General features: G+C 45.3%; 20 protein-coding genes. 6 read left to right on the top strand and 14 right to left on the bottom strand.

What is annotated here, in order from left to right:
- Positions 1-78: 78 nt before the first annotated feature.
- The 3 genes from BN8899_RS20410 to BN8899_RS11595 are packed head-to-tail and all read right to left on the bottom strand — an operon-like array spanning position 79 to position 1,331.
- Positions 79-339, bottom strand: coding sequence for a sensor histidine kinase (locus BN8899_RS20410; RefSeq protein WP_231932452.1), 261 nt, complete (start codon positions 337-339; stop codon positions 79-81).
- A 38-nt stretch (positions 340-377) separates the two neighbouring features.
- On the bottom strand, positions 378-776 hold the full coding sequence (locus BN8899_RS11600; protein WP_187376879.1) for a histidine kinase dimerization/phospho-acceptor domain-containing protein: 399 nt from the start codon (positions 774-776) through the stop codon (positions 378-380).
- 18 nt (positions 777-794) lie between these two features.
- Positions 795-1,331: a PAS domain-containing protein gene (locus BN8899_RS11595; protein WP_148375400.1), complete on the bottom strand. Its 537-nt coding sequence runs from the start codon at positions 1,329-1,331 to the stop codon at positions 795-797.
- Between the two features lie 42 nt (positions 1,332-1,373).
- On the opposite strand from BN8899_RS11595, the gene BN8899_RS11590 reads away from it, so the two are divergent.
- The 5 genes from BN8899_RS11590 to kbl all read left to right on the top strand — a co-directional run bounded on the left by BN8899_RS11590 (position 1,374) and on the right by kbl (position 6,232).
- Positions 1,374-1,691: a TusE/DsrC/DsvC family sulfur relay protein gene (locus BN8899_RS11590; RefSeq protein WP_065219552.1), complete on the top strand. Its 318-nt coding sequence runs from the start codon at positions 1,374-1,376 to the stop codon at positions 1,689-1,691.
- 179 nt (positions 1,692-1,870) lie between these two features.
- Positions 1,871-2,356, top strand: a complete 486-nt coding sequence (locus BN8899_RS11585) for a hypothetical protein (RefSeq protein ID WP_018337362.1) — start codon at positions 1,871-1,873, stop codon at positions 2,354-2,356.
- Positions 2,353-3,672, top strand: coding sequence for a (Fe-S)-binding protein (locus BN8899_RS11580; protein WP_065219551.1), 1,320 nt, complete (start codon positions 2,353-2,355; stop codon positions 3,670-3,672). The genes BN8899_RS11585 and BN8899_RS11580 overlap by 4 nt, the downstream gene beginning before the upstream one ends.
- Before the next feature lie 10 nt (positions 3,673-3,682).
- Positions 3,683-4,846 carry an aminotransferase class V-fold PLP-dependent enzyme gene (locus BN8899_RS11575; protein WP_018337364.1) on the top strand — a complete coding sequence of 388 codons (1,164 nt, stop codon included), beginning with the start codon at positions 3,683-3,685 and terminating at the stop codon, positions 4,844-4,846.
- A 195-nt stretch (positions 4,847-5,041) separates the two neighbouring features.
- Positions 5,042-6,232 carry a glycine C-acetyltransferase gene (gene kbl / locus BN8899_RS11570; protein ID WP_018337365.1) on the top strand — a complete coding sequence of 397 codons (1,191 nt, stop codon included), beginning with the start codon at positions 5,042-5,044 and terminating at the stop codon, positions 6,230-6,232.
- A 78-nt stretch (positions 6,233-6,310) separates the two neighbouring features.
- On the opposite strand, the gene BN8899_RS11565 is transcribed toward kbl, so the two are convergent.
- The 9 genes from BN8899_RS11565 to BN8899_RS11525 form a co-directional block, all read right to left on the bottom strand.
- The gene (locus BN8899_RS11565; protein WP_065219550.1) at positions 6,311-7,555 is read right to left on the bottom strand and encodes a thioredoxin family protein; all 1,245 of its coding nucleotides are present in this window, start codon (positions 7,553-7,555) and stop codon (positions 6,311-6,313) included.
- An 11-nt stretch (positions 7,556-7,566) separates the two neighbouring features.
- Entirely contained in the window at positions 7,567-8,847 is a 1,281-nt protein-coding gene (locus BN8899_RS11560; RefSeq protein WP_082987150.1) for a thioredoxin family protein, read from the bottom strand.
- A 19-nt stretch (positions 8,848-8,866) separates the two neighbouring features.
- Positions 8,867-11,113: a zinc-dependent metalloprotease gene (locus BN8899_RS11555; RefSeq protein WP_187376877.1), complete on the bottom strand. Its 2,247-nt coding sequence runs from the start codon at positions 11,111-11,113 to the stop codon at positions 8,867-8,869.
- Positions 11,114-11,128: 15 nt separating this feature from the next.
- On the bottom strand, positions 11,129-13,381 hold the full coding sequence (locus BN8899_RS11550) for a zinc-dependent metalloprotease (protein ID WP_065219547.1): 2,253 nt from the start codon (positions 13,379-13,381) through the stop codon (positions 11,129-11,131).
- 4 nt (positions 13,382-13,385) lie between these two features.
- A complete protein-coding gene (locus BN8899_RS11545; protein WP_082987029.1) occupies positions 13,386-14,891 on the bottom strand; it encodes a PKD-like family lipoprotein in 1,506 nt (501 codons plus the stop codon).
- Between the two features lie 15 nt (positions 14,892-14,906).
- Positions 14,907-15,692: a DUF4843 domain-containing protein gene (locus tag BN8899_RS11540; protein WP_082987028.1), complete on the bottom strand. Its 786-nt coding sequence runs from the start codon at positions 15,690-15,692 to the stop codon at positions 14,907-14,909.
- Between the two features lie 15 nt (positions 15,693-15,707).
- The gene (locus tag BN8899_RS11535) at positions 15,708-17,147 is read right to left on the bottom strand and encodes a RagB/SusD family nutrient uptake outer membrane protein (protein WP_065219544.1); all 1,440 of its coding nucleotides are present in this window, start codon (positions 17,145-17,147) and stop codon (positions 15,708-15,710) included.
- Between the two features lie 27 nt (positions 17,148-17,174).
- A complete protein-coding gene (locus BN8899_RS11530; RefSeq protein ID WP_187376873.1) occupies positions 17,175-20,627 on the bottom strand; it encodes a SusC/RagA family TonB-linked outer membrane protein in 3,453 nt (1,150 codons plus the stop codon).
- 94 nt (positions 20,628-20,721) lie between these two features.
- The gene (locus BN8899_RS11525; protein ID WP_065219542.1) at positions 20,722-21,864 is read right to left on the bottom strand and encodes a FecR family protein; all 1,143 of its coding nucleotides are present in this window, start codon (positions 21,862-21,864) and stop codon (positions 20,722-20,724) included.
- A 102-nt stretch (positions 21,865-21,966) separates the two neighbouring features.
- Between BN8899_RS11525 and BN8899_RS11520 the strand changes: the two genes are divergently transcribed.
- Positions 21,967-22,521, top strand: coding sequence for an RNA polymerase sigma factor (locus BN8899_RS11520; protein ID WP_065219541.1), 555 nt, complete (start codon positions 21,967-21,969; stop codon positions 22,519-22,521).
- Here the strand turns inward: BN8899_RS11520 and BN8899_RS11515 are convergent.
- Both BN8899_RS11515 and BN8899_RS11510 read right to left on the bottom strand, forming a co-directional pair.
- Positions 22,483-23,166: an HhH-GPD family protein gene (locus BN8899_RS11515; protein WP_187376866.1), complete on the bottom strand. Its 684-nt coding sequence runs from the start codon at positions 23,164-23,166 to the stop codon at positions 22,483-22,485. The genes BN8899_RS11520 and BN8899_RS11515 overlap by 39 nt on opposite strands.
- A gap of 22 nt (positions 23,167-23,188) precedes the next feature.
- Positions 23,189-24,091, bottom strand: coding sequence for a helix-turn-helix domain-containing protein (locus tag BN8899_RS11510; RefSeq protein ID WP_065220701.1), 903 nt, complete (start codon positions 24,089-24,091; stop codon positions 23,189-23,191).
- Positions 24,092-24,168 lie beyond the last annotated feature (77 nt).

Below are 24,168 nucleotides of genomic sequence, written 5' to 3'. Positions count from 1 at the left end.
CATAAATGCGACAAGAATAAAAGGCATATAATGACTTATTTGCACGGTTATACACCCTAAAATATTTGGGATTCCTCCTTATTCCGGTTTTCTATAAGGTATTCTAAAATAAACAGTCGTGCCCTTGTTTAATTCCGAAGTCAAACGAATATCTCCGCCCAGCAGTTCGACAATTGCCTTGCATATAGGCAAACCAAGTCCTGTTCCCTGTACAAATTCATTTACTTTAAAGAACCTGTCAAAAACACGCCCGCGTGATTCTTTAGACATTCCAAGTCCTGTATCTTCCACGAAACACTCGATCCAATTTCCATCATCCGATACAATTGCACCAACAATGATGCATCCCCGGGTAGTAAACTTTTTGGCATTTCTGATTAATTCAAAAATATCTTCGTCAGTTTCACTTCGTCCGTTATAACGAGTAATTCATTTTGTGGTCCTCTTTCAATAAATTCAACTCCTTCCACGGCATTCAAATGCCCAATATCCAACACCGAATGTACCAGAAAACGCATATCGTACACTCCCGAGTAAAATATTTCCTGACTTGCCTCCAAACGCGACAAATCTAACACATCATCCAACAAAACCAGTAAATCCCGACTATTATTCGATATGGTATCCTTGAACATTTTTTTCTCCTCGTTCGAGTATCCTTCTTCGACCATCAAATTAGTGAAACCAACTATACTATTCAATGGGGTTCTGATCTCATGCGAAATATTCGCCACGAAAGCGGATTTCAATTTATCCGACTCTTCAGCTCTTTGCAAAGCACGAGCCAATTCCTCCTACGCCTGCTTATGTTGATGTATGTTTACTGCCATCCCATAGAAATACCGCGTCACGTTCCCGTCTGCCATTTCCACGATCTCCATAATACCCCGGCTTTCCCACCAGCGGAAAACACCTGTTCCCAAGAAATCAATTCTACATTCAAACGCAAATTCCGTCATCGCCTCTTTCGATAATTGCTTAAAAACGGACACGAATTTTTCCCGGTCATCCGGATGAATATGTGTTACGAATTTTTCAAAGGTATTCAGACTTTCTTCTACCTCCTTGCTTTCCGTGAAGCCTTCGCCAAAAATCAAAGAATCATTCTCCACGTCATAAAACCAGGAGTACGCTTGCAAGACCTTGACCGATATCCGCAAAAATTTTTGTTGTTGCCATTCCCTTGTAATATCCCGAAACATAATTACCGCACCACAAATCTCGTTATCAGCATTCAACAAAGGCGAAAAACAACCGATACTGTAATCTTTCAATTCACATTTAACCCTATATTGCGGAAAACTCTCATCAAAATCATTGTTGTTTTTCAAATATTTATTATATTGCAAGACAATCTAAAACCAAAAAACATTATGACAACACTAGAAATTCAAGGAAAAACATTTGAAGTCGATGGTGACGGTTTTCTCACCGATCCTTCAATCTGGAACGAAGACGTGGCAAAATTGTTTGCCGAGGCGGACGGAATCGCTAATTTAACAGACAATCATTGGGCAGTTATAAAAATCATTCGTAATAACTTCGAGGAAAAGGGGAATGCCCCGATGGTACGGACGATCTGCAAGGAAACCGGATTGAAATTGAAGGATATTTATGAATTATTTCCGTTAGGACCCGCCCGGGGTGCGTGTCGGGTGGCAGGTTTACCGAAACCGGACTGTTGCGTTTAGAACACACGATTATGTCTTGGTATATTTGGACCTCGTTAGCTGCACTTCTCTTTTGTGTAGTACTACTGGGGAAATATTTTGTACGACTTTTAAAAAAGGGTCCTCCTAAAGACCTTTCGCAAAAATCGGGAAATATTGCCCAAGCAGTCTGTTACTCTTGTATTGGAGCTATGTCACCTATGCAAAAAGAATCAGCTTATTTACACCTGCCCACCTATTCGGCAGGTATTATTTTTCATATAGGAAACTTCCTGGCAATCCTTGTGTACGTGATTATCGCACTCTCGGCGATCTTCAGCTTCCGGATTCCTATTGAAAGTGTAACGAACCTCGTCATCATCATACTGGCAGCCATCACGTTTGTTGCCAGTGTCTGCGGACTATCCTTATTTATTAAACGTATCGTGAAAAAAGAACTCCGGGAGTTGTCCTGCACGGATGATTATATTTCCAATCTTCTCTGCACGGTCATGCTTTTCGTGACGACATATTCCCTGTGGATGTTCCAGTTCGGGGCGGTATATTACATCACGATGGCACTCCTGTTCGTATGGATGCCTATCGGCAAGATCAAGCACGTACTTTATTTTTTCTTTGCGAGGTATCACTTGGGCTTTTTCTACGGCTGGCGTGGAACATGGCCTCCTAAAAAAGCTACGGTATGACAAATATCACGAAAGAACAAAGAAACAAAGCCCTTGCCATCATCAGCCAAACGAGCGACAGCAAGCTGGAAACCCATCTGAACGCTTGCGTGCGGTGTGGCTTATGCGCAGACAGCTGTATGTACTACCTCACGATGAAAGAAGCCAAATTCATTCCCGCGAGAAAAGTCGATCTGGTCAGTTCGATATACAGGCGTTACAAGACATGGCAAGGCGCCATGTTCCCGAAATTATTCCACGCCCGGGAACTGGATGACAAAACGTGTGAAGAAATGGTGGATTCCCTGTTTGGCGCTTGCACCATGTGCGGGCGTTGCGTGAAACATTGCTCTATCGGGGTAGACATCCCCTTTCTCGTGAAGAAAGGCAGGGAGATGCTCGCGGCTATGGATATGGTGCCGAAGACCCTTCAAGCCACGGTAGATGCAGCCATCAACACGGGTAACAACATGGGTATCCCCACAGACGAATTCGTCGACACGATTCAATGGATGGAAGAAGAACTTCAGGATGAAATGGAAGACCCGAATGCCGGATTGTTTCTGGACAAAACCGACAAGAACGTGTTCTACACGGTAAATCCCCGGGAACCGAAATTCTTCCCTCTCTCGATCTCTGCCATGGGTAAAATATTCTATGCGGCAGGAGAAGACTGGACGCTCTCGTCCAAATATTACGATGTCACGAATTACGGTTATTTCAACGGTAATAACACGGAGGCTACACAGATTGCCCGAAATCTCTATGACGAGATACACAAGCTCAACTGCAAACGCCTCATTCTCGGGGAATGCGGCCATGGCTCACGAGCCATGCGCTGGGAAGGTCCCAATTACCTCAAAACAAAATATGACTTTGACACGCTGACCGTCGTGGAGCTTATCGGTGAATACATCCGTAACGGGAGAATCAAACTGGACAAGAACTTGAACGATAAAGTGGTAACAATCCATGACCCTTGTAATCTAGTACGAAACGGCGGACTTCTCAATGAAATCCGTTTCGTGGTTAATGCTGCCGCGGCAAACGTAGTCGAAATGACCCCTCACGGGACAGATAATTTCTGTTGCGGGGGAGGCGGGGGAACTTTAGCCATGAGCGAATACAACGAACGCCGTCTTAAAATCGGTAAAATCAAAGCTGATCAAATCACGGCTACCGAGGCACAGGTCGTGGTTACTCCATGCCACAATTGCGTGGATCAACTTACCCAAATAAACCATACTTACAAATTAGGCATCATCATAAAGACGGTGGCGGAATTGGTTGCGGATGCACTAATAATTGAAAATGCAGAATTGAAAATTAAAAATTAATACAAGCATTATGAGCAAATTAATCTACCTAGACAATTCAGCCACCAGCTTCCCGAAGCCGGATGTAGTTTATGATTTCATGAACGATTTCTATCGTAAACATGGAGTAAACCCGGGACGTTCCGGGTTTGACGCCGCCGTTGAAACCGAGGAAGTAGTGAACTCTACCCGCAAAATGTTGACTAAACTCTTTAACGGGGGTACAGATCACAATCGTTTGACGTTCAGCTACAACGCCACAGACTCTTTAAACTTGATTATCAACGGTCTGGTTGAAAAAGGTATTCACGTGGTATCCACGATGTTGGAACACAACTCCGTGTTGCGTCCTCTCAATATGCACCACCAAAATGGTACTATTGACGTGACTTACGTGCCCTTTGACGAGAACGGTTACGTGCATCCCGACGATATTAAAAAGGCGATCCGCCCGAACACCAAATTTATAGTTATTACCCACTGTTCCAACGTATTGGGAACGATCCAGCCATTGGCTGAAATCGGGAAAGTCTGTAAAGAAAAAGGCGTAATCTTCGTGGTTGACGGTAGTCAGGGAGCCGGAGCCGTCGATTTGGATATGCAAGCTTCTGGCATAGACGTGTATTGCTTCACGGGACACAAATGCCTCATGGGTCCGACGGGAATCGGGGGTTCATACGTGCGTGAAGGCATCGAGATCAAACATACCCGTGCCGGGGGCACCGGAGTCCGTTCCGCGTATCCCGTGCATCTGGACGAATATCCTTATCGTTTGGAGTACGGGACATTGAACCTGTTGGGTGTAGCCGGATTGAACGCCGGGGTGAAATGGATTCAAGAACAAGGCATCATGAATATCCATCACCGGGAAATACAATTATGGGACAAATTGCGCAAGGCTCTGCAAGACGTGGAAGGAGTCACCACCTATTGTGCCAACAGCCCGGAAAACAAAAACCCGGTACTTAGCTTCAACATCAACGGATTCGATTCAGCCGACGTGGGCACCATGCTCGACGTGGATTACAATATTGCCGTTCGTACCGGATTGCAGTGTGCCCCGAAAGTACACGAGGTAATCGGTACATTCGATATGCACGGAACTGTCCGCATGAGTATCGGGGCTTTCACCACGGAAGAAGATGTGAATACAGCCATCGAAGCCGTGAAAGAAATTGCCGCGATAAGAAACTAAAAATTACACCCCATTTAACAGGCTCCACGTTTTTCTCGCGTGGAGCCTGTTTTGCTACAGATTTTTACTCCGATCAAAAAATGATATCTCAAAACATATTTCTCAAATAAAATACGATATTATCATTTTCGGATACGTTGTAAGTAAAAATTCATTACTTTTGAGCCCATTAAAACAAACAAAAAAATTAGCTATATGTACGGAAAATTTCAAGACTTTTTAAAGGCTGAATTACAGTCAATAAAAGACGCCGGCTTATACAAAAGCGAAAGAATCATCGTTACCCCGCAAGATGCAGAAATCAAACTTGCCACGGGAGAAACTGTATTGAACTTTTGTGCAAACAACTATTTAGGACTTTCTTCAAACCCAACCGTTATCGAAGGAGCAAAGAAAGCATTAGACAGCCACGGTTACGGTATGTCTTCTGTACGTTTCATCTGCGGTACCCAAGATATTCACAAAGAACTGGAAGCTAAAATCTCTCAATTCTTTGGGACAGAAGATACCATCCTTTATGCCGCTTGCTTCGACGCTAACGGTGGTGTATTCGAACCGTTGTTCGGACAGGAAGATGCCATCATCTCCGACGAATTGAACCACGCTTCCATCATCGACGGTGTTCGTCTTTGCAAAGCCGTACGTTACAGATACAAACACGCCAACATGGCTGACCTCGAAGAACAATTGAAGATTTCTCAAGCTCAACGCTATCGCATCATCGTTACCGACGGCGTATTCTCCATGGACGGGGATATTGCCAAGATGAACGAGATCTGCGACTTGGCTGAAAAATACAACGCCATGGTGATGGTTGACGACAGCCACGCTGCCGGGTTCATCGGCGAAACGGGGCGCGGTTCAGCAGAACACCACCACTGCATGGAACGTGTCGACATCTTCACCGGAACCCTTGGTAAAGCCTTAGGCGGCGCCATGGGAGGTTACACTACCGGTAAAAAAGAAGTGATCGATATGTTGCGTCAACGTTCAAGACCTTACTTGTTCTCCAACTCCTTGTCCCCGGCAATCTGCGGTGCTTCCATCGCCGTGTTCGATATGCTGACAAAGAGCACCGAACTGAGAGACCGCGTGATGGACAATGCCAACTATTTCCGTGCTAAATTGACGGAAGCCGGATTCGACCTGAAACCATCTGAGTCTGCCATCTGCGCCTTGATGCTTTACGATGCAGTACTTTCTCAACAATTCGCTGCCGAATTACAGAAAGAAAACATCTACGTAACCGGATTCTACTACCCGGTTGTACCGAAAGGACAAGCCCGTATCCGTATCCAACTGTCTGCCGCACACACCCGCGAGCAACTGGATCGCGCCTTGGCTGCCTTCATCAAGATTGGTAAGAAACTTGGCGTTATCAAGTAATATAGACAACCATTCAATAATAAAAATAGTCGCTTTTTCGGGCGACTATTTTTTTATTTATAGAACCATTAACATCAATTACTTCGCATATTTCTCGTTAATTCTTTTCACCTCCGTGTAGACAAACGCCCCTTCACCCATCGTCTTCATGGACAAATCTATATATTTCTTTCCTTCTTTCTTTTGCCCGGACAAGAAAAGTATCTCCGCATAATAAGCCATTCCCACGGCATCCTTTCCATCTTGCATCTTTTTCAACCAATACAAGGCGATATCCCTTTGCTCTTGATTTTTAGCATTTACCCCCAAGTTATGCGCACATGATCTAGTTAACATTGCATTCCCATTCTCTCCATATAGCGGAACAAGTTCCAAAAGAGCCTCCAAATAAAGCTCGTCTTTATGATTTCTTTTGGCATAACGTACCTTCTGATTTGCGACAAGTAATTTAAATTCATCCTTCAACTGGGGATACTTCACGCACAAATTTCTATAAATTCTTTCCCAATCCGGTATATTCACGGTATCTTTCACGTGAGGCACAACCATTTCCCGTTCAATCAAGTTCAACACTTTTTGTTCTGCACTCCTTTCACCGAGTACGGCATTCACCTCGCCCGGATGCTCCAGAAAAAATTTAAACGTTTCATCATTCGTGCTGAAAATGAAATCCGAAGCATATCGTATTCCTTTCTCAGACACCCGTTCTTCCGGGGTGATTGTCTGCCAGAACACGTTAGCCACTTTCATGGCGAACTCTCTCTCTTGTCGTCGGGCAAAATCAACCGACAAATCAAACAAGAAATCTACATCCCGTTCCCCAGCTTCAAACTTCCTCCAACGAGTGTACAACTGTTGCCTCTCATCTAATGCCGTCTTCCCCAACTCAATAAAAACTTTCGTATTAGTTGTCGCCCCCGGCATCGAATGCACGAGCTCTCCTTTCGGGTTGAAAAAGAGCAAAACTGGTACTGTCCTTATATTAACAAGCCTTTGCACCCTATCAACTTCTTTATACCAAGCCTTCGTACGCTCATCATCTTGAGCCGTTTTATTAATCTGCAATTTCACACAGATAAAATGCTCGTTAAAAAATTTCCCGACTTCTTCATTGGGAAACACGACTTCTGTCATATTCCGACAAGGTCCGCACCAAGTTGCCATGACATCCATAAAAATATACTTATTCTCCCCGGTAGCCTTTTTTACCACCTCATCCCAGCTCATGCTCTGGTCGAACTGGATTCCTTTATTATCTTGAGCCATTATCCCAACGGGAAACAACAAGACCAACACGATGACGATTCTATACATTGTATTCATAACTCCGGCTTTTAATTTATTTCATTGACAATCTGTTTCAACAACTTCATTTCTCTGGCATTTTTCTTCTTCATCTCCATCGCCCGTTCGTAAGTTTTACTTCCTTCTTTAGTCAACTTCAAAGCGGAATTCACACATTTCAATCCTTTCCCTTTTTGCTTGTTCAAGAAAAGCACTTCGGCATAATTCAACAATTGATATGCATCTTTTTCATCCAACGTTTTTTCCAGCCATTCCAAAGCGACCTTACGGTCCTCTTTATCCCGTGCTTTCAATCCTAACTCGTGAGCGTAACTACGAACCAACATATCATTTCCTTCCTCATCGCACATCGGAACTAATTCTCTTAAAACCGAAGCACAAAGCGCATCATTATGATACTTCTTGGAATACACCAATTTGCGATCCAGAAGCATCTTTTTAATTTCTACTTCTTTCCGGGGATATTTCACGCTCAAATCTTGGCAAATCCCGTCCCAATCCGGCATATTCACGGAGTCATTCATCAACGGCAAAATATACTTCGCCTCGATTGCCCGCATGACTTTCTGATTTGCCGCTCCTTTTCCAAGCACGGCATCCACCTTTTCCGGATAATCATAAAAGAGACTGAACATGGCATCATCCACACTGCCAAAGAAATCGCTTGCGTAACGGATTCCCTTGTCCAACAAACGTTCTTCGGGAGTTATCGTCTGCCAGAAAGTATTCCCCACCTTTCTCGCCATGACCTTATCCCCCAACATCAGGAAATCAACCGATAAATCGTACAGAAACTCCACGTCCCGTTCTCCCGCCTCGTACTTTTTCAGGCGAGTAAAAATCTGCTGATTCTCATCCAAAGCCTTCCGCCCACATTCGATAAATTCATTCACGTTCGGAATTCCCCCCGGAACAATATGCACCAACTCTCCTTTCGGGTTATAATAAAGTGCCGTCGGGAGTACCTGAATCTTCGCCTCCGTACAAATCTTGTTCACTTCTTTATACCAGGCTTTCACGTACTCATCATCTTTAGCCGTCTTATCCGTCTGCAATTTGATACAAATAAAATGCTGGTTATAAAAATCACCCGCTTCCTTCTGCGTGAAAACATTTTTCACCATTGCCTGACAAGGCGGACACCAGGTAGACATAACATCCACGTAAATATACTTGTTTTCCCGAGTAGCTTTCTCCACCACCTCGTTCCAGCTCATACTCTTGTCAAACTGGATTCCTTGTTCTTGTGCCACCATCGTAACAGGCATCCACAATAACAAAATAAACACAAACCTAAAAATCGATTTCATACGTTTCATTTTTAATTTACTACAAATTCTTAATAACATCCTCTATTTTATTCTTGCAATGAACCAAACTCTTCCTTCTCTCCCTCGACAAGGACATTCCAAGCGCTTGTTCCATCACTACATACAATTTATTCAAATGCACTTGCAAAGCAACGGATTCACCCCGACCGGGATTCCTTCTCAATGCCTTCTCCACACATTCCAAGTACTTCATTTGCAAAGCTTCCCGATACACATCCGCCTTTCCCGCCTCTGACCATACCGCCCGGTATAAATCATCCAGGAATTCATCCAATGTGTAGAAAGCCGTCGTTCCGGACATCACTTGATTCAATGCGAACCGGGACATCCCTTTCTCGAATAAATATTCCAACACTGCATTCTGCCAAGCCGCAATCACCTCCGAGGGAGCCAATCCGGCTTTCTTGACCAACGGGGATAGAACAAGCCAGTACGGAGTTGTGAAAATCTCCCGACTCAAAAACGCCAAAGCCTCTTTCTGTTCTTCCCGTCCCACGGGATTAGGTTTTGCAATACAACTTTCCCCTTCCGGGCAAATCTCAATTCCCCCGAACTGTTGAAGCACAGGTAACACGATCGAGTATAAAACCCCATCCTTTCCTCCGGCACGGCGAACCCCAATTCCCCACCCTGTCGTATCCCGTCCATTCCGGATCAAATCAGCCCTTCTAAATACTTGCTTCACATTTGCCAGCGCACACGAAGCCCCTACAACCGGATCACGTCCTAAAGTTCCCAGATTAGCCATCGCTTCTATCGCCGTGGGTGAATCTGAAGAATGATACCATGTGTGTTCCGGCTTGTTTAAATTCCTCCGCAACAATGCCTGCAATCCTTCAACAGCTTCCCCCTCTTCTCCCCAATAACGATAGCCCCAGTTGATCGCCCAACAATCATAACTACCCACAACGGGGAACAAATTCTCCGTCGCCACCCGATCCTCCGGCTGTGCCACCGTATTCACAAAATGATCTCCCATGATTGACGAGGACATTCCATTTTCCGACAACCAATCATTATCCCTCAATTCTTTATCAAGTATCCACGCCGATGCCAATTTATTCGGCAATAATCCCAAAGCCTGCCCGATGCGCTGTCCTAAAGTTACACGAATCAAATGCCCTTCAATCTCTTCTGCCTCGGTTTTCAAATCAAATACCTTCTGCCACAAAGCGCTTCTCGTAATCCACTCATATTTCAATGAATCCAACACTCCGGGAGCCCAATGCACACGAGCCTGTATGATCTGACCGCTTCGGGGGTCGACATTCACGTCCACCTCCTCGTTTTGCAAAGAATCTTGGTAAAGAATCAATCCTCTCAACGACGCCAAAGACTGCCCCGTTTCTTCCGGTATATCCCTGGCAACAATAGCATTCCGGAAACCGGCAACCTCGAAAGCCCGCTGCCAATCTTCCACCGCCCGCACAAAATAGGGTTTCCACCGTTCCGGAATCTTCGGATCAAGATAAAACACGATCGGCTCTTGCGGTTCCGTCAATTTACCCGTCAAATAAGCTTCTACATCCTTGGGTTCCAACGCCCACCGTCGGATCACGTGGCGAGTCCGAATCCCCGTACATTCATCTTTGAAATAATCGTACGAAACCGAAGAAAAACCGATTCTTCGATCCCTCACCCGTCCTTCTCGGGGAGTCTCCTGCAACAAGAAAAACGTGGTAGTCACCGGCATTTCTGTCAACTCATCATCAGCCCGCTTCCACTGACGACGGACAACGGGCAATTCCCTCATCACAGTACACGCAAAAAATCCATCTTCCGCATGAAAACGAACCACACGTTTACCCGGCGCATTAAAAAGCGGCCCTTCTCTCATTATCAGTTCCGTGATATCAATCACGAGTTTCTTTTGATCCTCCCGTTGAACAGGGCAAATCATAAAGGGCATCTCCACCTGGTTACGAGCCACGAGTTTCTTCATTTCAGGAGAAGTTTCTTTCTCACCGATCCGGAAATCCGGCAAAAACACGCCTACCTCTCCGGCTCTCTCCTGTTTAAAAGACACAACGATCTCTTTCCCCAGCCTACTCCCCGGTTGATACGTCCGGTTTTCACGCACAGAATCCAGACGGCTTACAACCAAAAACGCACGTGCCAACTCGGTACGGGAAATGTCCAACAGACATCTTCCCTCGGACGGATACACGCGGAAAGTCGACGCACAACCATCATGCGACCATATCACTTGAATAAGTAATAGAATACAAAATATTTTCTGATACATACAATACATCCATTTTTATTTTAAAAACTTATTCATCGTCCGAATCAAATCCCGGCAATAGATACCGAAATATTCCTCGTTATTTTTCGCCAGAGCCTGTTCCACTCTCTTCTTCAAGTCACCCACGTACTGCTTGTACAACCGGACTCCCTGCGGTCCGGTACTCGAACAATAAGCGCTGACCCGCTGGAAGAAAAGCCTTTGTAAATTTTGCCTGTAAATACCCGGCATCTCCCCGTCCAACACATCCTGCCAAACCACTCGGTGCAAATCCTCAAAAAAATCATTCAACGCGTAAACCCCGACAGAATCCTTTACTGGCAAAGAACCCGCTTTGGGCAATAACCAAGCTAATGCCCCCGTATGAATCAATTCCATGAACTGAATCGGATCATTCTCGATTTTTCCTGCACACATGGGACTCACCAACCATTCGGGAGCGGTAAACACGTATTTCCCCAAAAACATCATCGCCCGGTGTTGATAGTCTGGTTCCACCAAAGTCTTCACGAGTTGCTCTTTCTCATCATAATCCCAATAACATCCTCCCACGATGTTTATAACCTGTTTCATATAATAATGGTATTGTCCCAAAGGCACATTTCGCTCTCCTATAGAAACAATCCGGTCATAGATTCCCCGATAAGTCGTATAACTACCATCTTGATCCGGCTCCCACTGATCCATCCGTGCCAAAACCCATTTCAAATTTTCCATCCCGTAGGTATTTGCAACCACCAGGTCATCACCCACATCCTCCGATTGCGACCGGGGGTCGCTCACGTTGGATTGAGCCCCGTACCACTGTCCCCACTTCTTCTGCTCCTCCCCGACCCAAGCCGACACATGGGCACGTTCCTCCTCCAAGGTCTTTATTTCCGGAAATAAACGATAGCCCCATTCAATAGCCCAACGGTCATATAGGTTTATCCTCGGAATCAGATTCAACCGATCGACACCATCCCCGGGTTGTGCCACATAATTAAAACGCGAATAATCCATGATCGAAGTGGAAATCCCGTTTCGTGTCAACCATTCGTTATCCCTCAATTTCTCGACCGGAACGACGGAACTTGCCCCCATATTATGCGTCAATCCCAGCGTGTGTCCCACCTCGTGCGAGATAATCACCGACAACAATTGCCCCAACCACTCGTCCGATATTCCCTTGGAAAATATCTCCGGATCACTTGGTCCTGCCTGTACCAGATAATTCCCTTTCAACCATTCCACCAGACTATGCCCCCACATAATACGGGCATGGTAAATCTGTCCGCTTCTCGGATCGGCATACCGCTCCCCGAAAGCGTTCTCTTCCGTGGTCGGTCGATACACGATTGCCGCCCGACAAGACTCCAGCGTCCAAGTCGAATCGGCAGGCGAAGCCACCCTTGCTTGAATCGCATTCCGGAACCCTGCCTGTTCGAAAGCGGAATTCCAATTATTGATTGCCACTTCAATATAAGGGATCCATTTCCTCGGGGTCAACGGATCAATATAAAACACGATCGACTGCCGAGGTTCTACCAAAATACCCTTCCGGTACTTTTTCATATCCTCCGGCCGAGGCTCCAACCGCCACCGGGAAATACAATAGAAATCGTCTTCCCTGGCCATTGTATCCCCGCAAACCAAATGCTTGCTTCTGAAGTACCCCACCCGTTGATCCTCATGCCTCAACCGCATCAATTCCTCGTCCATCAACAACAGACAACTACTTACCCGTACATTCCCGTCCCTCTTTTCCCGCCAACCGACCAACTCTTGGCAATCCGGATGAGAAATCGCCTTCAACGTCGACATTTGTAATTTTCCATTCACCACACCCGTGTCACAAACCACCCACGAGGTAATATCCAAACATACGTTTCCTTTTCTGCCCCGTTCCTTCGAGAAACTAGCTATCTCAAAAGGCGGTTTCGGGGGACCGATCATATTAGAACCCGCATTCTTACTGATCGATGCTTTTTGCATCAAAGCCATCTGTCCGTTTTCCCGTTCCCGTAATTGCAAAACTTGCAATTCTCCCACCATATCTCCCGCCTGAGCCGTACACCCACTCCCCACGGCTGCCAGCTGATTCACCAACAACCATTCCCGCCCGATCAACGCCTCTGACAATTCCCAAATCACCTTATCCCCTTCCCGATAAATCCGAAAATATGCTTTACCTTTTCCCTTGCCTTCCGAAAAAAAAGGCAAAACAAGGAGGAAGAGGAAGGAAAACCATGTTTTCCTTCCCATTACACGAAATCTCAATACATTCATTAAACTACTTTTTGTACACGATTTTCTTTATCTTACCGAAATCAGTAGCCAACAGCCGAGGAGCCGCATCTTTCAAGTCCCCGGTATTCACCAACGTGAAAGCATAGAGCGATCCCTTGCTCCCATTATACGTGGCTGCCGTCAGGCTTAGTCCATCGTTCGTCGGCAAGACAATTGATACCACCTCTTCTCCCGACGGGAAAGCATACAGCAACCGGGAGGTATTCGCATCCGCATCATACAGGCGGATCTCGTTCCCATTTGCATAGTATATTTGCTGCCTGCCATACGGGGAAACAAACACCGGACTATCCTTCATGCCGGGACACTCCTCTTCGCTAACTACATGAAAAGGTCCGCTGCTAAATCCTACTCCCGCCATCGTATAACGTATCACGTAAACATTGTCCGCATCCCGGAACACTATATTGTAATAGTAATTTCCCGCACCTCCGGTTGGCATTCCAATCAGTTCCCAGTCTTCATCCACCTTTGCCGCATCGAACAATGTCACTCCCCCTGAAACATAAGAACCGGTCACATCTTGAAGCACCACGTTAGTTGCCTGATACCGGGAATAAAAACGATGATTCGCTTCGTCAAAATACAAGATCCCCATCAACTGTCCCCTATAATTCATCCCCGAACCGATAAAGGAAGCACAACCGGTTTCCAAACCATCGGATGCGACCATCGGTTCGCCAAATAAAGTTTGCCCTTGATCCTGATGCATCCGGTAAATCTTTCCATCATTTATCAAAACAAATGTAGAATTCTTCTCGATATAATTTGCCAAAACTTGCGGACGAATAACCGCCGGACGCGTAGCAAACATCTGCTCGATATCGGCAAGCACCCGGCAAGAACGATAATCTATCACGTACCCCCAGTCTTCCCCGAAAATCATCGTCATATTACCCGCGGCGACCTTCCCGTCCGGAGATGAATACCCGCTAAAATCTACCGTAAACAAATCCGTTACATTCGGCTTTAACACAACATCCGGGTTTACCTCCGAGAATATACCATGAAACACGGTGTCCGTGGACGTGTTATAAAAACTGATATCCGAATAATTGTCATATTGCTCCACGACAAAATAACCGGGCTGATAGTTTGTCCGCACTTCCAGTTTCATTCCTTTACGATAAGTAACTCCCGTGCTATTATCCGTTACTTTAAAATTAAACGGGTAAGAATTACCGGAAGCATAATCAATCTGCTCGGCAAAGTTCCGCTCCGTGGATAATACGACATTCACGGAATCCGAGGAGGTCGGAATAGAAACCACCCACTCGTAACTCAAGTTTTCTTCATTCTCTTCCAAGGCAAAAGAGAGTTTGGGCGATACTTCCAGTACCATTCCCTGTTGCACGGACACGACATCCGGTAAATCAATCGAAATCTCGTTCAAATCCCGATAGGAATAATTCCCCTTATCCCGGTAACACGACGCCAAAAGCAATACGCCCAGCATCCCGATAAGACTATATCTAAACCAATTTTTCATACTTTCGTGTTTAAATTAAAAAGAAACTTGTTTTCCATTTTCATCCAGCATCTTTTCACCGGGATGTTCTGTTTGCCACAATTGCAACTCACGACGCATCCGCAACAAGTCATCATACATATAATTCCTGTCTGCGGGGGACACCGGTTCCACTCCCCAGTATTTTCCCAACTTCTCGTACATGAAATCAAATTTAACCCGGCTCCAATCACCAAAAATACCACACTGCGACCAATAAGGCGGCTCTGACACCAAGTTTGAAAACTTCAACTCGTAACGCAGAGATATTAAAAACGTCTTGTCGTCTGATACCGTATCCCCGAACACCTGTGCCGGAAATTCTTCGGAAGGTTCAAGCACGAACTTGACCATTTTCTCTTCATCACCCAAGTTCTTTTTAAGTAACAACACCTTTGGAGTAAATGAAACTGCATTAGCAGGCAACACATTATCCTCGATTACAAAATGCACTCCCTCCACGGCAGTACTTCCCTCTCCCGCAACTAGATTTACTTTACGGTCATAATCCACGGGCTTCCCCATCAAACGAATTTCCGGAAGTTCAAAAATATGTTCTTCCACCCCCGGGTAAAAATAGAAGGAATAAAAGCCACTGAATATCTTGTTGTACTCGTCCATGTCAAATTTACCCTGAACAATCACATCACCTGTACCATAGAACCACACCCCCGCGTCATAAGAGGCTCCGGGAATCTTATCATCATCTTCACAAGCGGCAACAATCCCCAACAACATCACCGCCAACATAATTCTTATATTATATAACGTTTTCATCTTCATAACTATTCTCGTTAATTACTCTGTAATTCCACGTCTTAATTCAAGCTCATTCTCCGGTACAGGGAAGACATAACCAGGAGTCGATACATCCACGTATGTTTCCTGATCGTGATCCAAAACCTTCGTTATATTCAACCGTTTATAATAATAAAACAAGTGTCCTTCGCAAAAAAATTCTTTCTTGTATTCATTCAGGATCTCATTCTGGAACTCCTCGTCCGATATGGAATCTTCCACCTTCTTCAATCCCCTGTTCACCAACACCTCATTCAAATAAGCACGTCCCTCCGCTGTATTACCACAACATTCGGCAGCGATATAATACATCTCTGACCAACGCATCAAAGTAACCAAATCCCCTCTACTGGCAACACTTCCATTATACCGGTAAAACATATACCTTTGCCCACCGACTTGGTCGGTTGCAGCAAGATACCACAAATAGATAAACCTGTAATCCGTCCCTCCTCCTGACGTCGTTCCATAAAGCTTCTCTATATCCGTCACGTCGTTACGCAAACCATGTACATCAAATCCCATTCTTTTGTCATACACGTCTTTCAAATTGGTTTTATTCAAGGTAAAAATACACTCCGTGTAGAAAGCAATATCTCTACTTTGCAAATCACGACAATCCACTAACGGATCCATAAACCTGAATTGTTCAGACTCGATCACTTTTTGGGCATACAGCAAAGCGTTTTCCGTATCCCCCTTCCAGTGATAAATTCGAGCCATCGTTGCATATACCGCCCAACGATTAAAATGAGAGCGGCGACTGTTCAACCAACTGTTCTCCACGGAAGACGAGTACATATTGTCTACCGACAATAAACTATCCGCCTCCTGTAAATCCCGAAGAGCCAATCCGATCACCTCGTCCTCGGTATTGAACAATGGCCATTCCCGCCCGGATAATTTAGTCACATAAGGAATAGTTAATTCATTTCCTGCCGACGCATACGGTTTCCCAAACATCCGCATCAAATCGAAATGCATAAAAGCACGGACACCTAACGCTTCCCCTTTTATCATCCGGTAATTGTCATAAGTAAATATCGATTTGTAGTCTTCAATCTGTTCCAACAAACTATTCACGTTAGCAATGACATTATAACCTTTGCTCCAAATTTTATCAATCGCACCGACAACTTCAGAACCTTGATAATAATTGGCAGCATCCAGATCTTTTCCCAAACCACTGACATTATAAGTATCGAATATTTTAAAACGTCGAGCTAACACATCCAAATAAGTCATACTCAGCATATCCCCGTACAAAGCATTGTCCGCCATCAGGTAATACACCCCCGCCATGCCATCCATAAATCCCTGCTCCGTTTCAAACATCTCGTAATCGATCACTTCCGTCTTCGAAGGTACATCCAACCAATCGTTACACGCCCCCAAGGAAAGCCCGAAAACCAACATGATATAAAAAACATATTTTTTCATAATCTATCATTTTATTCTACATAAACACTACAATCTAGCCGACAGCGTAAACAAAAAACTACGATTAAACGGATAGGACGTACCTGCTTCCCGCTTCATACTTGAAATGCGTAACACGTTCTGCATCGAGAAACTCACGCTGAAGCGGTCGCTGTCTATAACTTCTCTTGAAGCATCATTCACCTTTTGCACAGCCTTGTTCACCATCCGATTCAACCAACGCTCCACCAGAATTCCCGGATCTATCGTTAATCCCGTAATCTCGAACGAATTTGCCTTTTGCACGAACCGGGAAGTCACTTTCGTCGATTTCTCCGTCCTTGTATAACCTTCCAAATCCACCAATCCCTTGTAATCGGCAGGCTTTCCCGGTGTAGTCCAACGATCTTTTAGCACCCGTTTGTCCATGTTTTGTTGCAAATTGAAATTCTCCACCTTGCTTGCCAACGTACTATTATACAATACGCCTCCCGTGCGGAATGTCAACCCGAAGTTCAAACGAATCCACTTGTACTGGAAATTATTATAAATCGTGAAATTCAATTTCGGTTGCATATCGCCCATGTACACCATATCCTCCTGTCTCCAGACATAAGTCTGCCGACCATCTTTCGTCAGGAATACTTCATAACCGTTACTCGCATCAATCCCCAAAGAGCGTACGGCATACAAACCGCTGACACTGGCTCCTTCCACGTATTGAAGCACCGGAGTCGTGGCTCCGTTTGTTATCTGTTGATTCAAAGCTGCCTGATTCTGAGCCTTCAAATTATCCGTGATCTCCAATAACTTATTCTCGTTATGATAAAATGAAGTGGCTACCGACCAGTACAACTCTCTTTTAGGCGCCTGCAACAACACGACCCGAACCCCAAGGTCAAAGCCCACGTTTTGGCTTTTGCCCAAATTATCATGATAAGAATCAAAACCATTGGAAGGAACCGTGGAAGTCGACATGATTAAATCATCCGTCGTTTCCCGGTAATAATTAAAGTTTGCCGTTACTCGTCCCTTGAACAACCCCAAATCCACACCATAATTCCATTTTTGCGTTTGCTGCCACTTCAATGCCGTATTTCCCAACCCCATCAATGTAGCCGGGATAAAATCAAGATACCGTCCGTCCGTTTGATACTTGTACGTTGTAGCACCCGCATAAGCCGGGAAATTCACGCTCCCGGTAAATCCCCATGAAACCCGAAACTTCAGCTGGCTGATAACGTTCTGCCCCAGCATAAATTTCTCGTTATGGAAATTCCAACCGATACCGACAGAACCTAAATCCCCGAATCTCTTTTTCCTTCCGAACACGGACGAACCATCCGCCCGGATAGAACCATCCAACAAATAACGATTGCCGTACGCATAACTCAAGTTCCCGTAAAAACCCGCCGTTCGTTTCATACTATAACTCCCGGACGGTTTCGTGTTACTATATTGTAATCCGAACAACAAATCATCTAAACGGTCATTCGGGAAACCTTTGACAACCAAACCATAAGAATTGGACTCCTCGTGATTCAATTGTGCTCCTGCGGAAATATAAATCGTATGATTTCCAAAGTTCCGTCCGTAATTCAACGTGGAAGTCAGCTGCCACTTTTTCGTCTTTCCATTATTCTTGGTATACGATCCCCTTTCGGAAAAAGACGACGTGAAAAATTCAGAAGCCGTACCCGGTATGAAATTATCCCGTTCCGTCGTCCCGTATGTATAAGTAAACGTTGTGTTCAACTTCAGCCCTTTCACGAAAGTCACTTCCGACCAAAACTCGTTACCGATAGAAAGACTGGAATTTGTATTTACCATATTCAAATGAGCATTCCAAAGCGGATTTTTCTCGGCAGGAGTATGAGAGGAAGAAATCAAGCCATTGCTTCCCTCCGTGGGATAAATATCCACGTATTTCGTGACATTGCCGTTTTCATCCTTCGGTAGCCAGTAGGGATTCATCCGGGCATACTGACCGAAATCCCCGTAAGGCGATTCCGACCCCTTGGAAGAATTAATCTTCACGGCATATTGGAAACTCAACTTTTTGTTCAACGTCGTGTATTTTACTCGTACGTCACCACCGAGCACATCCCGGTAAGAACCTTTCATAATACCGCCGTTATTGGAATAATTCACCGTCCCCTGTAACAACACTTTTTTGGTACCGTAAGAAACCCGTGCCGTATGAGAATGAGTGAATTCCGTGCGCAAAGGTTGGGATAACCAATACGTATTAATTCCCCGGGCTACATTATGCTTCACCAGGTTATGCAAATCATCCAACTGTTTCTGCTCCGTGAAATTACGGCTACGGTAATATCCCCCAATCTCCTCCACTTCCAGTTTTTGCCGGGCATTCATCAAGTTAAAGCTGGACAAATCCGGTATATTCACGCCATAAGTACCCGTGTAAAAGACCTGAGTAGCCCCCTCTTCCGGCTGAATCGTTTCCACGACCAAAACCCCATTCGCGGACTTGGAACCGTAAATCGCCGTTGCGGCGGCATCCTTCAACAACGTGACAGACTTCACGATATTGGGACTCATGTCAAACAAAGTCTGCAAATCGGACTCGAAACCGTCGATAATAATCAACGGCGGGTTGCTGATATACCCATACTCGCTCTCCATATCCGTCTGCATAATACTGTTCGTTCCCCGCAATTGCACCTTCGGCAACACGTTCGGGTTCGAACCGTTCACCACGTCGTCCGGCATCTGGAATGAAGCGTCCAACACTTTCAAGGCACTCAAGATACTTGTTTTACTGATCGCTCGAATATCCTCGCCCGTGTACTGGGTTGCGGCTCCCGTAAAATTCTCTTTCGGGCGGGTAAAAATACCGTTATTAATCACCGTCACCTCCTCGATGGCATAAGCCAAAGAATCCAAGATCACCGTGCCCATATCCGATTTTGCCGTCAATGTCTTTTTCTCGTAACCGATAAAGCTAAATTCTATTTTACTCCCCTCGAACACATCCTTCAACACAAAATGCCCGCTGGTATCCGATGTCGTGCCCCGGTATTCGCCAAGCACCTGTACTGTCACCCCGGGGATCGACACGTTCTTGGCATCCACGACCCGACCGCGTACTCTTTGAATCACCTTTCTAGCTACCGGGATTCCTTTCGCCTTGCTCACCACGATAGCACCACTCTGAAACTTCCACTGCAATTTCGTTCCTTTCAACAACTCGTCCATCACCTCGCTAATCGAAGCATCCTTGAACTCGTAATCCTTCCGGGGAGAATTAGGCAAATCCTCCTTCAGATAAGTAAACCGATAGCGAGTCGTCTCCTGCAAGCGCTTGAACACCTGTTCTACTAACACCTGCTTCATGCTCAGCGTGACACGCTGTTCCGTTTGGGCGGAAAGCATTCCCGAAGACCCGAAACTACTCGCGAAAACGTAAAAGACCAGAAAAAGGCTCTTCCAAACCATCTTTTTTCGTCCTTTCTCTCTCGTAAAATGATTTTTTTTCATACCTTTGTTTTTAAGGTTATTAAATAACGATACACAAATAATCTTGAACATAAGGAAGAGTGTGCAAGACTCTTCCTTGTTTTTGATTATATCTTTAGAAACGGATATATATTTTCTTTCCTTCTATTCTATATTTAAAATCAATTAAACTTTGCAACACTCCTAATAACTCTTCCACCCTCTCGTCACGCATGGCGTGGAAAGTCACACTACCCCCAGGCATGCCAACCTTATTCTCGATAACAAATTCTACATCATACCATTGTGCCATAGCGGAAAAAATAACCTCTATCGGCTCTCCTTCAAAGGCAAACATTCCTTCCCGCCAAGCGACACAGGTCGACGGGTCTTCAAGTTCCACCACTTTCATATCTCCCGTTCCCCGGTCAAACACAGCTTGCTCACGAGGAGATAATATCCTGTATACCGAATCATTCCCCACGTGCACGACGCCTTTCAGCAAGGTCACCTTCAAAAATTGCTCATCGGCATAATCCCGTACATTCAATTCCGTTCCCGTCACCCATATCTGCAAACTCCCGTTCGTGTGCACTTCAAAAGGTCGGGTAGGATTCGTCTTCACTTTAAAAAAAGCCTCCCCGCATAATCTAACCTCCCGTTTATCTTCCGCGAAACGATCCGGGTACATTAATACCGTTTCCGAATTCAACCATACCTCGGTACTATCATTCAGCCGTAACCAGTACTCGCTTCCCCTCGGAACCTCTACACGAATCATCTGCACCTTTTCTTTTGCAACCACGTTCTCGGCAACCTTTTCCTTCACGTGTTCTTTCCACTCCGTACCCGTGTTATTCTCTTTCAACACCACCTTGCACCCGTCATCCACGGATAGAAATGCATAATATTTGCCTTGGACTTCGGGCAAAGGCACCCCTTCCCTTTTTTCCGTCCGAAGCGAAAAGATGACGACCGTACTTAAAACTGCCACCAACAATACTGCCGCCACCGAAGAAATCCTCATGTACAACCTACGACGTACCTTTCGATGAATCTTTTCATGGATTGCCTTTATCGTCTTCTCGTAGTTCAGATGACCGAAATTCTTTTTGCGCTCCGCTAAACTTCTCCCGGAAACAAACGCCTCATACATCTCCCGATTCTCCGGCGAAGCATCAAGCCAACGCTGCAAGCGTTCCTCTTCCCCCGGGGAAATATCCCCTACCACCTTCTTCACCATAATCTCGGCTATATCTATTCCATCCAAATAGTCCATATCTTATTTTTTATCACTAGAACACCACCACGACAAAAAAGTATACATCGAATAAAAAAAATTTATACATTTGTATTGTGATATTTACAATCCCCTCGTGCTATGGAGTTGGATACCCTCTTACAAGAAATACAAAAGGATAACCGAGAAGCCTTTAACGAGCTCGTTTTGCGATACAACGAATCGTTAAATGCTTTCGCTTTCAATATCCTAAAAGACAAAGAGGCAGCAGAAGACATCGTACAAGATGTATTTGTCAATCTATGGCTGAACCGGAAAAAGATCACCTTCGGGGAGTCCACGAAAAGCCTACTCTACGTATCCACCCGAAACCTGGTATACAACTATATCCGTTCCGCGAAAAGAGAAAACGAACGCTATAAACACCTTGCAGCAGAAAACGAAACCTCCACTTTAAATTATATCATACAGGAAGAAGCTCTACGTCTTCTGAACGAATCAATCGAACAACTTCCGCCCCGTATGGCAGAGGTCATCCGCCTCAGCCTGGAAGGACTGAAACAAGAGGAAATCGCCGAACAAATGGAGGTTACCGTCGCCAACGTGAAAAGATTGAAAGCACTCGGTATCGAAAAATTAAAAAAATCACTCGGGGCACTATCCTACTTCGTGTTTACCACTACCGGGCTGATCTGACTTCTCCCGGTTCTGCGCGTAATACTTGCAAAACTTGTTCAACACGCACTCCCCGCACAACGGGTTTCTTTTCCGGCACACCATAGCAGCATAGTCCAAGATTGCCCAATTCAATTCCTTGCAACGCCGCACCTCGATAATATCATTTGCCAATTCCTGTACTTCCTTGTCAAAACGCACATCGATAAAATCGCCCGGTTCAAAATAGCGTTTCAGCAAACGGGACATATTCACGTCCAGCAACGGCTTACGGTTCTTCAAAATAAATAGTTCAAAAGCATTCGTCACGTACAACCCGATAAAACCGGAATCACGCAACTCGTTGGAATCACCCGGCAACTGCCCTCCCCGACGACGCAAGTCTTCCCCCAGCTTATACAGCCGTCGGGCCCGATGCCGGTACAACCCCAAGGGTTTCATCGCCTCCTCCAACTCCTCCAGCGAAGCGTTGCAAAGCGCATCCCAATCCGGGAACCTCGAGAAAAAAGTATCGAAATACTTCGCCACGGTTTCCGCTTTCGTCCTCTGCAACAGAATCTCGGACACGATCTGCTGGTACTTCGTCGCCCGATCCTCCCGCCACGGGAACACCCGCTGGTTCTCATCGAACCATCGCAACAAACTGTGCTGCAGATATTGAACCATTACTTCCCGCATACAATGGATATCATCCGGCCAGCGCCGCCCTATACTCGTTAGGAGAACAACCGACCACTTTCTTGAACAAGCGGCTCAAATGATGGGGATACTTGAATCCCATCTCGTAAGCAACTTCGCTGACAGACTTATCTAGATCGGCAAAACGCTCTTTGACTTGATTGATTACCGTCAATTGAATACACTCCTGAGCCGATTTCCCGGTTTCCTTCTTTATCAAATCACCGAAATAATTAGCAGAAAAGTGCAGTTTATCCGCACAATAGGCGACGGAAGGCAACCCGTAGATTTCGGGGGCTTCCGAATCAAAATAATTGACCAATAAATCTTCAAACCGGGTAAGAATATCCTTATTGACATCCTTGCGCGTAATAAACTGGCGGTCATAAAAACGGACGCAATGATTCAGGAAAACCTCGATATTAGCGGTTATAATGGAACGGCTATGCTTGTCTATCGCGTGCTCCAATTCCTCCCGAATGCCAAGAAAACAATTAATAACGATCTCCCGTTCCCGGTCCGACATGTGGAGAGCCTCGTTCGCCTCGTAAGAAAAAAACGTGTACTCCTTCATCTTCTTTCCCAGCAGCGTGCCATGCAGCAAATCGGGATGAAAAAGCAAAGCCCACCCTTTCCCCTGAACCCGGGTCCCGTCATCATCAACCCCGATGACTTGCCCGGGAGCGATAAACACCAGCGTACCTTCCTGATAATCGTAAACCCCGCACCCGTAGCGCAAATCCCCACAATTGATATCCTTCAGGAAAATGGTATAAAAACCGAAATTGATGCGACTATGCCTTATCGGCGGTATTTTTGAAAAATCGAGAACACTCACGAGCGGATTCAATGTTTCCACTTCCAGGAATTCATGATAATCATGAATCGTATTCATTTTTAATATCTCACCCATAACGTTCGGAACTTTTGTTTGATACAAAAATAACAATTCTAATTTAAAAACGCCACTATTTTGAATCCGCATTTGTT

This window comes from Butyricimonas sp. Marseille-P2440 (genome assembly GCF_900091675.1).
Lineage (GTDB): Bacteria > Bacteroidota > Bacteroidia > Bacteroidales > Marinifilaceae > Butyricimonas > Butyricimonas synergistica.
Note: the sequence above shows the minus strand (reverse complement) of the source record. Positions and strands in the feature narration are given on the sequence as shown.

Excerpts from the sequence above, each read along its gene's own strand:
- BN8899_RS11565 (WP_065219550.1), bottom strand. The coding sequence starts at position 7,555 with ATGAATACAATGTATAGAATCGTCATCGTGTTGGTCTTGTTGTTTCCC.
- BN8899_RS11520 (WP_065219541.1), top strand. The coding sequence starts at position 21,967 with ATGGAGTTGGATACCCTCTTACAAGAAATACAAAAGGATAACCGAGAA.
- BN8899_RS11545 (WP_082987029.1), bottom strand. The coding sequence starts at position 14,891 with ATGAAAAATTGGTTTAGATATAGTCTTATCGGGATGCTGGGCGTATTG.
- BN8899_RS11530 (WP_187376873.1), bottom strand. The coding sequence starts at position 20,627 with ATGAAAAAAAATCATTTTACGAGAGAGAAAGGACGAAAAAAGATGGTT.
- BN8899_RS11515 (WP_187376866.1), bottom strand. The coding sequence starts at position 23,166 with ATGGTTCAATATCTGCAGCACAGTTTGTTGCGATGGTTCGATGAGAAC.
- BN8899_RS11580 (WP_065219551.1), top strand. The coding sequence starts at position 2,353 with ATGACAAATATCACGAAAGAACAAAGAAACAAAGCCCTTGCCATCATC.
- BN8899_RS11590 (WP_065219552.1), top strand. The coding sequence starts at position 1,374 with ATGACAACACTAGAAATTCAAGGAAAAACATTTGAAGTCGATGGTGAC.
- BN8899_RS11535 (WP_065219544.1), bottom strand. The coding sequence starts at position 17,147 with ATGAAAAAATATGTTTTTTATATCATGTTGGTTTTCGGGCTTTCCTTG.
- BN8899_RS11525 (WP_065219542.1), bottom strand. The coding sequence starts at position 21,864 with ATGGACTATTTGGATGGAATAGATATAGCCGAGATTATGGTGAAGAAG.
- BN8899_RS11550 (WP_065219547.1), bottom strand. The coding sequence starts at position 13,381 with ATGAATGTATTGAGATTTCGTGTAATGGGAAGGAAAACATGGTTTTCC.
- kbl (WP_018337365.1), top strand. The coding sequence starts at position 5,042 with ATGTACGGAAAATTTCAAGACTTTTTAAAGGCTGAATTACAGTCAATA.
- BN8899_RS11555 (WP_187376877.1), bottom strand. The coding sequence starts at position 11,113 with ATGTATCAGAAAATATTTTGTATTCTATTACTTATTCAAGTGATATGG.
- BN8899_RS11575 (WP_018337364.1), top strand. The coding sequence starts at position 3,683 with ATGAGCAAATTAATCTACCTAGACAATTCAGCCACCAGCTTCCCGAAG.
- BN8899_RS11560 (WP_082987150.1), bottom strand. The coding sequence starts at position 8,847 with ATGAAATCGATTTTTAGGTTTGTGTTTATTTTGTTATTGTGGATGCCT.
- BN8899_RS11510 (WP_065220701.1), bottom strand. The coding sequence starts at position 24,091 with ATGGGTGAGATATTAAAAATGAATACGATTCATGATTATCATGAATTC.
- BN8899_RS11540 (WP_082987028.1), bottom strand. The coding sequence starts at position 15,692 with ATGAAGATGAAAACGTTATATAATATAAGAATTATGTTGGCGGTGATG.
- BN8899_RS11585 (WP_018337362.1), top strand. The coding sequence starts at position 1,871 with ATGCAAAAAGAATCAGCTTATTTACACCTGCCCACCTATTCGGCAGGT.